Below are 12,527 nucleotides of genomic sequence, written 5' to 3' on the forward strand. Positions count from 1 at the left end.
AGTTCTCCTCGTTTCTTCGAAGCCGTTTGCTCAGTAATAGCGGCGCGACACCATTTGCGCCACGCAAACGGGTTTTTCCGAGCCCTCGCGCTCGACAGTCGCCTCAATCGTCAGTTGCGCGCCCTGCTCGAGCGGCGTGTATTCCAGCAACCGGCAGGCCGCGCGGATACGGCTGCCGACCGGAACGGGCGCCGGAAAGCGCACACGATCGAGCCCGTAGTTGACGCCCATGCGCGAGCCCTCCACATGGAACGCAGTCGCGCAGAGCGCGGGCAACAGGCTCAGCGTCAGAAAGCCGTGAGCGACGGTCGCGCCGAATGGGCCGTCCGCCGCACGTGCGGGATCGACATGAATCCATTGACGATCGTGGGTGGCGTGCGCGAACTGGTCGATGCGCGGCTGGTCGACGGTCATCCACTCGCCCACGCCCAGCGCTTCGCCCACGTGGGCCTGCAGTGCGCCAAGTTGCCCGAAGATTTTCAAGAGCCGGCCTCCAGAAGGCGCAGCGGCGGGTGGCCCCACCGCTGCGCCCTCGATACGATCATTCCACTAATCAGAATTTATGTCTGCATTGCAGAATGTAGACAACGCTGTACCCGGGGTCAACCCGGGGTTCGCCCGAGTGGCCTGTCAGTCGGGCCAGAAAAGCCCGGGCAGCAGCGAATTTCTGGTGCCGGCGCAAAAAACGCACGATCATTCGGTATTTCCCCTAAGGTGACTGCATAGCAGAATTCATTGCCAAATTACGGCCTGAAACGCGCTTTCGTCTGACCGCCTTCGCCACCGTTTTCCAGGTGCGCATCGCGCGGCGACGGCCGCGGCACAACACCGGTTTCCCGCATTCAGGAGGGTCATGGTGGATCTGTTTTTGCAGCAGGTGCTCAACGGCTTGACGCTAGGCGGCGTGTACAGTCTCGTCGCGCTGGGTCTCACCCTCGTCTACGGCATCATGGCGGTGCCCAATTTCGCGCACGGCGCGTTCTACATGGTGGGCGCCTTCGCTGCGTTCTTCCTCTCCACCCGCTTCGGCCTGAACTACTGGGTGGCCATGGCCGCCGCCGCAGTCTGCGTGGCCGTGCTGGCCATGCTCGCCGAGCAGCTTGTCTTCCACCCGCTGCGCAATGCGCCGGGCCTCTCTCCGATGATCGCCGCCATCGGCCTCATGCTGTTTCTGCAGGCCGGCGCCCAGGCGCTCTGGGGCACCGACTTTCAGCGCATGGCGCCCCCCTGGGGCGGCGTGGTGGAATGGTCGGGCGTGATCGCGCCCATTCAGCGGCTTCTGATCATCGGCGGCGCGTTCGGCCTCGTGCTCGTGCTGCAGCTCTTCCTGCATCACACCGTGGCCGGCTCGACCCTACTCGCCGTCGCGCAGAACCGCGAAGGCGCCGCGCTCATGGGCATCGATACGCGCAAGGTGGGCATGCTCACGTTCGCGATCTCGGGGGCGCTCGCCGCCGTCGCCGCCACGCTCTACGCGCCCATCAACCTGATCTATCCGGCGATGGGGCAACTCGTGATTCTCAAGGCCTTCGTCATCATCATCCTGGGCGGCATGGGCAGCGTGCCCGGCGCCGTGGTGGGCGGCCTCATCATCGGGCTCGCGGAAAGCTTCGGCGCTTTCTACGTTTCATCGGACTACCAGGATCTCATTGCCTTCGTGCTGCTCGTCGCGATTCTTTCGCTGCGCCCGCAAGGCCTCTTCGCCCGGGAGGCGCGCACATCATGAAGACCTCACGCCCTCTCGGCTGGCTCGCGCTCCTCGCGCTCGGCCTCGCCCTGCCGTTCTTCGTGCGCAACGACTACACGCTCACGGTCATGGCCACGGCCTATATCTTCGCGCTCGCCACCGTGGGCCTGAATCTCATCACCGGCTACACGGGCCAGTTCAACCTCGCGCACGGCGGCTTCATGGCCATCGGCGCCTATACCGTAGGTATCCTGACTGTCGATCATCAGGTGCCGTTCTGGATCGCGTTCGCGCTCTCAGGCGTGGTGTGCGTGGTGCTCGGCTTCTTTGTCGGCCTGCTCTCGCTGCGCCTCAAAGGCAACTATTTCTCGATCTTCACGCTCTGCGTGGGCTACATCATCTTCCTCGCCATCGAGAAGTGGGACAGCCTTACGCATGGCGTAGTGGGCATCATCGGCATTGCCGCGCCGCCCGGCATCGGCCCCGTCACGTTCGACAGCCCGCGCTCGCTCTACTACCTCACCCTCGCCTTTCTCGCCGCCGGCATGTGGCTCATGCACCGCATCGTCGATTCGCTGCTCGGACACACCTTCATCGCCATCCGCAACAGCGAGAACCTCGCCCAGGCGCTCGGCATCGAGCTCATGCGCAACAAGCTGCTGGCGTTTCTCGTTTCCGTGTTCTATGCGGGCATCGCGGGCGGCCTTTACGCGGGCTTCGTGCGCTTTCTCGGCCCCGACCTCGCGAGCATCGACCATACCTTCGACATGACGATGTACGTGGTGGTGGGCGGCATCGGCACGCTGGCCGGTCCGCTGATCGGCGCGCTCGCGGTGCCGTGGCTCACGCAATACCTGCAGTTCATGCAGGATTACCGCTTCCTCGTGTTCGGACCGCTTCTTATCGGACTGCTGATCTTTTTGCCGAACGGCCTCGTCGGCCTCTATAACGGCGCGCGCAAACGCATCTCGCCGCGCCGCCTGCCGCCGGCGGGCGTGCACCAGGCGTCGCGGGGAGACGGCCATGCTTGAGATCGACAACCTCAGCAAGCGCTTCGGCGGCCTGTGTGCCGTGAGCGGCATCAGCACGCGCATCGAGCCGGGCAAGGTCAACGCGATCATCGGCCCCAACGGCGCGGGCAAGACCACGTTCTTCAACCTCATCAGCGGCATGTACCGGCCGACGAGCGGCTCGATCCGCCTGCGCGGCGAGGACGTGACCGGCCTGCGCGCGGACCGCATGGCGCGCCTGGGGGTTGCGCGCACCTTCCAGGCCACGGCGCTCTTCGAAGGCGCGACCGTGCTCGATAACCTGATCGTGGGTCACCGCCTGCGCACGCGCTCGGGCCTCTGGGACGTGCTGCTGCGCACGAAGCGCTGCAAGACCGAGGAGCGCATCTGCCGGGAGAAGGCGCGCGAAGCACTCGACTTTGTCGGCCTCGCGAACGTGGAGGCGCGCGCCGCGGGCGACATCACGCAGGAGGAGAAAAAGCGCGTGGCGATCGCCCTCGCGCTGGCGACCGAACCCGAACTGCTGCTGCTCGACGAACCCGCGGGCGGCGTCAACCCCGAGGAGACCGACGGCCTCGCCCAACTGATCCGCAAGATCGCCCGCGCGGGCAAGACGGTCTGCCTCGTCGAGCACAAGATGAACATGATCATGAATCTCGCCGACAAGATCATGGTTCTCGACCACGGCGAAAAAATTGCGGAAGGCACGCCCGCGGAAATTCGCGCCAACCAGGCAGTAATCGACGCCTACCTCGGGAGCGACCATGCTGACGTTCAATGACGTGAGCCTCGACTACGGCAGCTTCCGCGCGCTGCACGGCATCTCGCTGCACGCGGGCGAAGGCGAACTCGTGGTACTGCTGGGCGCGAACGGCGCCGGCAAGAGCTCGATCTTTCGCGCGGCCAGCGCGCTCACGCGCGCGAGCGCGGGCCACATCCGCCTGAGAGACGTCGATCTGGTGGGCAAAAAGCCGGCCGATGTCGTACGTGCCGGCGTGATCCACTGCCCCGAGGGACGCAAGCTGTTCCCGGGCATGTCGGTGTTGAAGAACCTGATGCTCGGCGCCTACCTTCATCGCCGCGACCGCGCAGGCAATCGCACCCGGCTCGATGAGGTGTTCGAACTATTCCCGGCGCTGGCCGAACGCAAGGACGACGCCGCGGGCGCGCTTTCCGGCGGCCAGCAGCAGATGGTCGCCATCGGCCGCGCGCTCATGAGCCGGCCGCGCGTGCTGCTGCTCGACGAGCCTTCGCTCGGCCTCGCGCCGCTCGTGGTCAAGCAGATGTTCGAAGTGATCGCGCGCATCAACCGCGCCGGCACTACCGTGCTGCTCGCGGAACAGAACGCCCACGCCGCGCTGAAAATCGCGCACCGTGCCTATGTAGTGGAAGCCGGCCGCATCGTGCTGGAAGGCACCTACGAAAGCCTGGCCGGCAACGAAGCCGTACGGCGCGCCTACGTGGGCGGCTGAGCGCACGGCGCCGCCCCCCGATAACCACAACCCGAACCACACCCGTTCAGGAGACAGACAATGACACTCCGTAAGTTGTCCTTTGCACTGATTGCCGCGCTCGTCGTGGCCCACCCCGCCTTCGCCGACGACACTGTCCATATCGGCTACTCCGGCCCGCTTTCGGGCGGTGCCGCGAAGTACGGCAAAGAGGTGCTCGAAGGCATGCAGATGGCCGTGAACGAGATCAACCAGGCCGGGCTCACGGTGGGAGGCAAGAAGGTCAAGCTCGATATCGTTGCACTCGACGACCAGTACAACCCGAGCGAGACCGCCATCAACGCGCGTCGCCTCGTGCAGGAAGACGGCGCCGCCGTGGTGCTCGTGCCGCATTCGGGCGGCTGCTATGCCGTGCAGACCATCAACGAACAGTTGAAACTGCTGCTGCTCGCCTACACGAGCGTGCCGCAACTGGCCGCGCGCGGCAATCCGCTCACGCTGCGCATCCCGCCCGAGTTCACCTCGTACACGGGGGCGTTCGTGAAGTACGAGATGGACAAGTACGGCAAGGCCGTCGCGCTCGCCAATACCGACACCGACTACGGCAAGGCCTGGGTCGCCGCGTTCAAACCCGCGTGGCAGGCCGCGGGCGGCACCGTCGTGGCCGACAACCCCATGTCCTATAACCGCGCGACCGACTTCTACAGCGGCGTGAGCCGCGTGCTGGCCGCCAAGCCGAACGTGATCTTCCTCGGCGGCCCGTCCGAACCCACCGGTCTCATCATCCGCCAGGCACGCGAACTGGGCTACAAGGGCGGTTTCGCGGTCATGGACCAGGCGAAGCTAGACGAAGTCGCGAAGATCGCGGGCGGCTATGGCCCGCTTGAAGGTGCGATCGGCGTGATGCCCATTGCCGACGACCCCGCGCCCTCGGCGAAATCGTTCGTAGTCCGATTCGCGAAGACGCACGACGGACGCATGCCCACGCAGGAGGCATCGCTCAACTACACGGCGGTCTGGGCCACCGCGCTCGCCATGAAGCAGGCCGGCACGACGAGCGATGCGGCCGCGATCCGCAAGTCGTTCGACCAGGCCATCAAGAGCCTCGCGACGGATAACAACCCCGATGGCCTCTCCGGCGTGGATGCGCGCGGCGGCTTCACGATGGGCCGCGCCGTGGTGGCCGTGGTGGAAGGCGGCAGTATCAAGGCGATGCCGGGCAGCGAGTTGAGCGCGGCAAAGTGAGTGCGTTGGGTTTGTTCGATGGGGGTGGTGTATAAGCGCGTTTCCCTCGCTCGAGATTCCGGTCGACGTGCGCCGCAAGTCCGACTTGACCGGAGACTGGCCCCCGCCAGGCCAATCGGGTCATTTAGTCGTTGTCGTGCCGCTCGAGCGGATCACGGACACGGCGGCCGGCCGCGCACGTCCGACAGCGGTCTGGCCAGAGTGCCGTAGATGCGATGGTCGCCGTGGACAATCGCCCGAGCACAGACGTGCTCGATAACGCCAAGTGTTGGAAGCAGCGCGCCCCTTCGGTGCAGGCCGTCCGTTAAAGCTCGGGGCCGCACGATGCCCTTGTCGGTTTGCCTTACCAGATCATCAAGGCTGCAAGCGCTGGGGGCGATATTGCCGCGTCGTGAACGTCTGGGCACTCAAATCAGATTTGTACGATTCTCGGAAGCGGTTCTTGAAGTCCCATTCTCGATTGCCTACCATCTCGGCGGTTTTTGGCAGGACAGGACGTCGGCGTGACCATCAGTTTTGCATGGCATGAAGCAGCAAGTCACTCGCGCACCGCGAACCCGCGCGTCTTCGCACTCGGTGCTATGCGGCGCAGACCGTGATGGCAGCGACCTTGACGTAGATCACATGCACAACTCAACCGGAAAAGACTGATATGGCGATTCAGGCAACACCGAAGACGGGCTTCGAGGTATGGCAAGACGGTATCAACAAGGCAGTCGGAGATGCTAGATGGAATTCTTGGGATTGCGAAATCCAGACAGCAGTCAATGAGTACAACCGCCACCTTTCTGGCACAGCAGGGTATGTGCCATTGGATTGGCAACTCGTCAAAGCGATGATTTGGGTCGAAACGGGAGCCAATCATTCTGAGTGGAACACCAAGCCAATGCAAATTGGCGTAGCCGGTGATCCAGGGATGACATCGCTTCTTTCCGGCAAAGAAGGCGGTAACTTAATTCTCCCGCCGACCTTTCAAGGGCGACTGACGACGAGATCAGTCCGAGTCATTCCAGCAGATAACATCCGGGCAGGTATAGGCTACCTGCTCATGCGTATGGCGAGCTTCGAGTACCGAAGCTCGCCCGATGCTGACACCGAGGTTTACGAAATCACTGTAAAGCCGGGCGATAGTCTTGACAAGATTGCCAAAGCACAAGGAAGTACGATCGATACGCTGAGAGGGTTGAATCCGACAACTACTGTTCTACGGTCCGGGCAGGTGTTGAAATACAGAAAGGCATCGGTACAACGTGTCATCACACGCTGGCGACCCATATCCACGCTGCTGATCTCGCAGCGCTATAACGGAGGCGGCGCTCCCAACTACGCCAGGAAGCTCGATTACGCATTGTCGTTGGTGCGCAAGGGGAAGGTTGTCGTATGCACACAATGAAGCTGTTAGGGGTTTTCCTCGCGGCTTATATGCCCGTATCGGCACTTGCAGCCGCCACTCCTCCCGCTCCTGGCGAGCGAGCCTTGCGCGAGGAATGCAGCGCCTTCTCCGAAGCTGGAATGCGAGACTGTTTGGCAAAGCACGCCGACAAAAGCCAGAAGGCATTACGGCAAGCAGAGGAAAAAGTAGCTAGCACCCTCTCAAAATGGGATGAGGACAATAAGTACGCTAACGAGGCCAAGGCCAAACTTGCTGCATCAAACAAGGACTTCGCCAGATACCGGGATGCCCAATGTGCATTTGCGTCATCTTTGGGCGGGGGAGCAATTGGCAACGCCCTCGATATGCGCCGTTTGGCTTGCGTTTCGGAACTCAATGACCGACGAGCCGAACAGCTACTTGACGCGGTGTCTGATTTGCCGTTGAAGTAGTTTGCATGAGCATGTCCCATTTCGAGGCGCTGGCCAGCGCCTGGGCGCGAATCACCGCGGAAACCGAATTTCCCGCCGATTACGAAGGCCCGGCAGCGCAGAAGGCGTATCGCGCGAGTCAGACCATGCAGGAGCGGATTCGGTAGTGCCGCCCACCGGCGATATGTGCCTGTTCGCCCGGCCCCCTGCCGGGTCGGGCCTCGCGGCGCGCGGATCACGCGTCGCGACGGGTGGAAAACCCGTCAGACCTACGAAGCTCTACGAGCCGTAATTCTACGCAGCGCCAGCACTGGGCAAAATATCATCCCCGTCCGCTCGAACGCCATCGAGTCGTGCCAGTCGTGTTCTCGCAGCCGGCGCCAGCATGTCGTGCCTCAGTCGCGGCCGAGTTCCTGCCGAAGGTCCTCCCATGGAATGCAGGTTCGTGAGACCTGCAGGATGCGGTTCAATGCTGCTCGGCCCTTAACCGTGCAGTGTCGACCTCCTTTGGACGACGGCGTGCATACCGAAATCAGCGGTTCCAGTGTAGTCCACAAATAGCTAATGATTTTTCTGATTTATCAAGTGTTATTGACGACGACTTCGCTATAGCGTTGGAGAAGCTGAACCCACATGCCAAAGACTGCCGAAATCGCTTGATACAGGAGGCGTTTATATGACAGGCGAAGAAAAATGTCCGCTTTGCCGTACAACATATTCGATATTCGAAAATTTTCCGGATCTACCCACGGGAATGGCGTTGAACGTCGAGACCGGCCGCTTCTTTCCACTTGCCATGCTCCGCTCGTATCAGTCCGGTTACGAGATGACCGAAGCTCTGGGCACCGCGTGGGCATGCCGGTGTCGCGAGTCCATCGCGAATCGTTTCGATGAACAATTCACGCTTCAAGATGCAAAGGGTCTGCCAGTCACCAATACGTACTACACCATCGAATCACTGGGGAGGCTAGTCCATGGCGTTACTGATTCATCGGGGCGTACCAGGCGACATAGAACAGAAGGTGCGAAAGCGATTCGCATTTATCTCGGCCATCGAAATTATGTTTAATATTTTACTGAAAATCTCAATAATTCAACAAACCAAAAATGATCGATCCGTTGCACAAATGCACAACCAATACAAACCCTGATTCGAATGTCAATGTTTACATATCTCGATATTGCAAGCCGTGGAAAATTTCCGATGATGGCTTGTCGTTCATTGCCGTATGGGAGTCCGGCGCTCTCGATGGAACGTATGCGGGACATAAAGTAATTGAAGGTTTTATATTGACCGCATATCTTGATAACGCCGGTATTCCGACGGTTGGGTGTGGACACCGCATCTACCCATCTGATCACATCAAGGTTGGAGATACCATCTCCCTTGAGCGTGCGAGAGGCTTCAAAGCGAAGGCCATTGAAAAAGTGGAGAGTCGATTAAATTCCGATGTCAATGTTCCCCTGTATCAGTTCGAATACGATGCTCTGGCGAGTATTATCTATAACTGTGGAGAAAATAGTGGTGCGGGCGCAATAATCGACAAAATAAACACAGGACACTACGAGACAATGTTCGACTATATTTTGACATATCGCGTGGGCCGCAATAAAGGGCTTCCTCCGCGGCGTTTTTCGGAAGCACGCTTGTTTGAATCGGGGATCTATGATGCATCTTACTAGCAGATATTTGATCAGCCTTGCTTCATTTATCGTCCTCACAAGCATGGCAGTAGCAAAAACGAACCCTGCATGCCTCAAACATTTAGGTGGAGGATATGGCGATGCCGAGTGTTACCACGGTTTGAGCGCAGACATAACTGCCGATAACGACAAACTCTATAGGAACTTACGGGCAACCATCCCTTTGGGAAATGCGCATCAAAAATTACTCAACGATTACATGGCATCACAGAATGACGCCATAAAATACTGTGAGCTGCAACGAAACGCGGGGGCGCAATGGAAAGCAGAGCATGATGGCTCAATGTTTCCTGCACTTTACGAGCAATGCGTTTACAATATAAGAAAGACGCAAAGCACATTTCTACAGGATTTACTGAAAATGGCAAACTGGAAGTAACCGAATTCATCGACCGAATTTCACGTTAACATTGAAATATAAAACATATATCTCAAAAAAAGAAAATGATAAATCGATTTTTTTCACGAGAATCGATATTTATATTAACTTTCTTATCGATTCCCATGAGTACCTATGCCGACGGATCCATCAGCTTTAATGAAAAAATCATTCCAATCATAAATGATCGACCACAATTCAGAGATTTTATATTACAGTCTTTTTCGGTAACAGACACCGGCTGGGGCGTCCGGATAAATAGCTCAACAATGCCGCATATGGGTGGTGCGCGTATGGGGCCATACAGATTTCAGGCTATCTGGCATAGCCCCGCCGGCGACACGCCGGTTACCCTCGTCATCGATACAGAAATTAAATTTTTCGATAAAAACCATCGCCAAATAACGGGCGACGATCTGCGAGGCGTTACCTCCATCACGGAAACGCTCGATTCTATTGAAATAGACCCGCCACGTCCGCAGTCTAAGCAAGCCCCCGCCCAAACCCCTCCCGCAAATCCCGCTTGAGCACCTTGCCGATGGCGCTGCGCGGCAGTGCATCGACCACGACCACCGCAGCCAGCCGCTGCATCTTTCCCAGCCGTTCGTTCGCCCAGGCCATCAGCGAAGGCGGCTCGAGCGCTGCCCCTTCGCGCAGCGTGACGAAAGCCACCGGCGTCTCGCCCCAGCGCTCGGACCCCACGCCCACCACGGCGGCCTCGATCACGTCGGGGTGCTCCACGATCACCTGTTCCAGATCGCTCGGATAAATGTTGAAGCCGCCCGAAATGATCATGTCTTTCTTGCGGTCCATAAGGACGAGAAAACCGTCTTCGTCGAAGCGGCCGATATCGCCCGTGCGGATGAAGCGCTCGCCCGTGGCGTCGTACCACTCCGCCTCCGCGGTCTTGTCCGGCTGCCCGTAGTAGCCCGTCATCATGGTCGGCGAGCGCCCCACCACTTCGCCGATGCTGCCCGGCGGCAGTTCGCGTCCTTCGGGGTCGATCAGCCGCATCTCGTGGCCCGGCATCGGCTGGCCGACGGTGTGCAGCTTGCCGGGGTGCTCTTCGGCGCGCAGTTCGCACGACGCCCCGCCCTCGGTCATGCCATAGAACTCGGTGAGCGTGCCCGGCCAGCGGCGCACCACCTCGGCCTTGAGATCGGCCGCGAACGGCGCGCTCGTGCACGACTTCGACTGGAAGCTCGTCAGATCGTAGCGGTCGAAGTCGGGATCGGCGAGCAGGCGCCGGTACTGCACCGGCACAAGCATCGTGTGCGTCGCGCGGTGCTGCTGCGCGAGTTCCAGATAGCGCTTCGTGTCGAACTTCGGCATCAGGACCACGGTGCCGCCGAGACCCAGCGTCGGGAAAAAGCTCACGAGCGTGGTGTTCGAATAAAGCGGCGTGGAGATCAGCGTCACCGCCCCGGGGCCGTAGCCGCGCGAGATGCTGCGATGCGCATAGGCAAAGCGCATGGCGTGCGACTGCACGATGCCTTTGGGCATGCCCGTGGTGCCCGACGAATAGATGATGTTGAAGGCCCATTCGGGCTGGATCGCGACAGGCTCCGGCACGGTGCCCGCAGGCGCGAGCCAGCTATCGAATGCATCCTGGCCGGTCTTCGTGTCGAGCCGCACCGTGCGAACCGCGGGCGGCGCCGCGGCGGCCGCCAGTGCCTTCTGAACCTCCGCATCGAGAAATACGAGGCCGGCGCCGGCATTTGCGATCATGCCCGCGAGGCTGTCGGGATGCGCCGTGGGCGATAGCGGCGCGACCGCGGCGCCCGCGCGCAGCGCGCCGACGAACGCCACCGCATAGGCAATCGAGCCCTGCGCACAAATGGCGACGACGTCGCGCGGCGCTACGCCATCGCGCTGCAGAGCGGCGGCGCAGCGATCGACGAACGTGTCGAAGGCCGCATAGCTCACCGTCTCGCCGTCGCAGACCAGCGCCGCACGCTCGCCTTGCGTGCGGGCCAACAGGCGGATCTCGTCGGGCAGGCTGACGAACGGTACAAGCGCCGTGTCGGGGGTTCCCGTCATGACTTTCGCACTCCTTTGCAGTTCAAAGATACGCGCCCAGCTCCATCTTCGCGATGGCGTTGCGATGCACTTCGTCGGGACCGTCGGCGAGGCGCAGTGTGCGCGCGCTCGCATACGCGCGCGCCAGCCCGAAGTCGTCGCTGACCCCGCCGCCTCCGTGCGCCTGGATGGCCCAGTCGATCACCTGGCAAGCCATCGAAGGCGCCGCCACCTTGATCATCGCGATCTCCTTGCGGGCGAGTTTGTTGCCGAGCGTATCCATCTTCCAGGCCGCATGCAAGACCAGAAAGCGCGCCTGGTCGATCAGGATGCGCGCATTGGCGATGCGCTCGCGCGTGACGCCGTGATCGGCGATCTTGCGGCCGAATGCCGTGCGCTTCACGGTGCGCCGGCACATGGCTTCGAGCGCGCGCTCCGCGCGCCCGATCAGGCGCATGCAGTGATGGATGCGGCCCGGCCCGAGGCGCCCCTGCGCAATCTCGAAGCCGCGCCCCTCGCCCAGCAGCACGTTCGAGACCGGCACGCGCACGTTTTCGAACAGCACCTCGGCGTGGCCGTGCGGTGCGTCGTCGTAGCCGAACACCGGCAGATGGCGCAGGACCGTGACGCCCGGCGTCTCCATGGGCACAAGGATCATCGACTGGCGGCGATGTGGATCGGCGTGATCGGGATCGGTCTTGCCCATGAAGATCAGGATCTTGCAGCGCGGATCGTTCGCCCCCGAAGTCCACCATTTGCGCGCGTTGATGACGTAGTGGTCGCCGTCACGCTCGATGCGGGCTTCGATGTTGGTCGCGTCCGAAGAGGCCACGGCAGGTTCGGTCATCGCGAAGCCCGAACGAATCTTGCCTTCCAGCAGCGGCTTGAGCCATGCGTCCTGCTGCGCGGGCGTGCCGTAGCGCACGAGTGTTTCCATGTTGCCGGTATCGGGCGCCGAGCAGTTGAACGGCTCCGAACCGATGCCCGAGCGGCCCATGATCTCGCACAGCGGCGCGTATTCGAGGTTCGTGAGGCCCGCCGCGCGCGCCTTGTCCTTCAGCCCTTCGATCACGGGCGCAGGCTGCCAGGCGTTGCCCGCGCGGCGCGCCGCGTCCATTTCGGCCTCGAACTGCGCCTCGGCGGGGTACACGTGCTGATCCGCGAACGCCCGAAGACGTGCCTGCAGATCCTTCACTTTATCCGAATGCTCGAAGTTCATCGCGTGATTC

The 12,527-nt window shown here is 61.2% G+C and carries 16 protein-coding genes; 12 read left to right on the forward strand and 4 right to left on the reverse strand.

Annotated features, from left to right (window positions below):
* Positions 1 to 30: 30 nt before the first annotated feature.
* Entirely contained in the window at positions 31 to 483 is a 453-nt protein-coding gene (locus tag BFE01S_RS25620; protein ID WP_028227959.1) for a MaoC family dehydratase, read from the reverse strand.
* Between the two features lie 373 nt (positions 484 to 856).
* Between BFE01S_RS25620 and BFE01S_RS25625 the strand changes: the two genes are divergently transcribed.
* The 8 genes from BFE01S_RS25625 (at position 857) to BFE01S_RS44555 (ending at position 7,363) form a co-directional block, all read left to right on the forward strand.
* Positions 857 to 1,726 (forward strand): branched-chain amino acid ABC transporter permease, encoded by an 870-nt coding sequence (locus tag BFE01S_RS25625; RefSeq protein WP_028227960.1) that lies wholly within the window; start codon positions 857 to 859, stop codon positions 1,724 to 1,726.
* Positions 1,723 to 2,718, forward strand: coding sequence for a branched-chain amino acid ABC transporter permease (locus tag BFE01S_RS40180; protein ID WP_042338554.1), 996 nt, complete (start codon positions 1,723 to 1,725; stop codon positions 2,716 to 2,718). Before BFE01S_RS25625 ends, BFE01S_RS40180 begins: the two co-directional genes overlap by 4 nt.
* Positions 2,711 to 3,478: an ABC transporter ATP-binding protein gene (locus BFE01S_RS25635; protein WP_028227961.1), complete on the forward strand. Its 768-nt coding sequence runs from the start codon at positions 2,711 to 2,713 to the stop codon at positions 3,476 to 3,478. The genes BFE01S_RS40180 and BFE01S_RS25635 overlap by 8 nt, the downstream gene beginning before the upstream one ends.
* The gene (locus tag BFE01S_RS25640) at positions 3,462 to 4,169 is read left to right on the forward strand and encodes an ABC transporter ATP-binding protein (RefSeq protein WP_028227962.1); all 708 of its coding nucleotides are present in this window, start codon (positions 3,462 to 3,464) and stop codon (positions 4,167 to 4,169) included. The genes BFE01S_RS25635 and BFE01S_RS25640 overlap by 17 nt, the downstream gene beginning before the upstream one ends.
* A gap of 60 nt (positions 4,170 to 4,229) precedes the next feature.
* A complete protein-coding gene (locus BFE01S_RS25645; protein WP_028227963.1) occupies positions 4,230 to 5,393 on the forward strand; it encodes an ABC transporter substrate-binding protein in 1,164 nt (387 codons plus the stop codon).
* 652 nt (positions 5,394 to 6,045) lie between these two features.
* The gene (locus BFE01S_RS43370) at positions 6,046 to 6,786 is read left to right on the forward strand and encodes a LysM peptidoglycan-binding domain-containing protein (protein ID WP_084170153.1); all 741 of its coding nucleotides are present in this window, start codon (positions 6,046 to 6,048) and stop codon (positions 6,784 to 6,786) included.
* The gene (locus tag BFE01S_RS43375; RefSeq protein ID WP_084170154.1) at positions 6,774 to 7,217 is read left to right on the forward strand and encodes a lysozyme inhibitor LprI family protein; all 444 of its coding nucleotides are present in this window, start codon (positions 6,774 to 6,776) and stop codon (positions 7,215 to 7,217) included. The genes BFE01S_RS43370 and BFE01S_RS43375 overlap by 13 nt, the downstream gene beginning before the upstream one ends.
* A gap of 5 nt (positions 7,218 to 7,222) precedes the next feature.
* Positions 7,223 to 7,363 (forward strand): hypothetical protein, encoded by a 141-nt coding sequence (locus BFE01S_RS44555; RefSeq protein WP_156967149.1) that lies wholly within the window; start codon positions 7,223 to 7,225, stop codon positions 7,361 to 7,363.
* A gap of 228 nt (positions 7,364 to 7,591) precedes the next feature.
* On the opposite strand, the gene BFE01S_RS45970 is transcribed toward BFE01S_RS44555, so the two are convergent.
* Complete coding sequence (locus BFE01S_RS45970; RefSeq protein WP_407668246.1) at positions 7,592 to 7,753, reverse strand: transposase; 162 nt, start codon at positions 7,751 to 7,753, stop codon at positions 7,592 to 7,594.
* Positions 7,754 to 7,872: 119 nt separating this feature from the next.
* On the opposite strand from BFE01S_RS45970, the gene BFE01S_RS43385 reads away from it, so the two are divergent.
* The 4 genes from BFE01S_RS43385 (at position 7,873) to BFE01S_RS44565 (ending at position 9,806) form a co-directional block, all read left to right on the forward strand.
* The gene (locus BFE01S_RS43385) at positions 7,873 to 8,265 is read left to right on the forward strand and encodes a hypothetical protein (protein ID WP_084170156.1); all 393 of its coding nucleotides are present in this window, start codon (positions 7,873 to 7,875) and stop codon (positions 8,263 to 8,265) included.
* A 38-nt stretch (positions 8,266 to 8,303) separates the two neighbouring features.
* Positions 8,304 to 8,879 (forward strand): lysozyme, encoded by a 576-nt coding sequence (locus tag BFE01S_RS44560; protein ID WP_156967150.1) that lies wholly within the window; start codon positions 8,304 to 8,306, stop codon positions 8,877 to 8,879.
* The gene (locus tag BFE01S_RS43390; RefSeq protein WP_245621194.1) at positions 8,863 to 9,279 is read left to right on the forward strand and encodes a hypothetical protein; all 417 of its coding nucleotides are present in this window, start codon (positions 8,863 to 8,865) and stop codon (positions 9,277 to 9,279) included. Before BFE01S_RS44560 ends, BFE01S_RS43390 begins: the two co-directional genes overlap by 17 nt.
* Before the next feature lie 125 nt (positions 9,280 to 9,404).
* A complete protein-coding gene (locus BFE01S_RS44565) occupies positions 9,405 to 9,806 on the forward strand; it encodes a hypothetical protein (RefSeq protein ID WP_156967151.1) in 402 nt (133 codons plus the stop codon).
* On the opposite strand, the gene BFE01S_RS25655 is transcribed toward BFE01S_RS44565, so the two are convergent.
* On the reverse strand, positions 9,763 to 11,319 hold the full coding sequence (locus BFE01S_RS25655) for a class I adenylate-forming enzyme family protein (RefSeq protein WP_028227964.1): 1,557 nt from the start codon (positions 11,317 to 11,319) through the stop codon (positions 9,763 to 9,765). The genes BFE01S_RS44565 and BFE01S_RS25655 overlap by 44 nt on opposite strands.
* Positions 11,320 to 11,341: 22 nt before the next feature.
* Complete coding sequence (locus BFE01S_RS25660; RefSeq protein WP_028227965.1) at positions 11,342 to 12,517, reverse strand: acyl-CoA dehydrogenase family protein; 1,176 nt, start codon at positions 12,515 to 12,517, stop codon at positions 11,342 to 11,344.
* Positions 12,518 to 12,527 lie beyond the last annotated feature (10 nt).

The organism is Paraburkholderia ferrariae NBRC 106233, assembly GCF_000685035.1.
Classification (GTDB): domain Bacteria; phylum Pseudomonadota; class Gammaproteobacteria; order Burkholderiales; family Burkholderiaceae; genus Paraburkholderia; species Paraburkholderia ferrariae.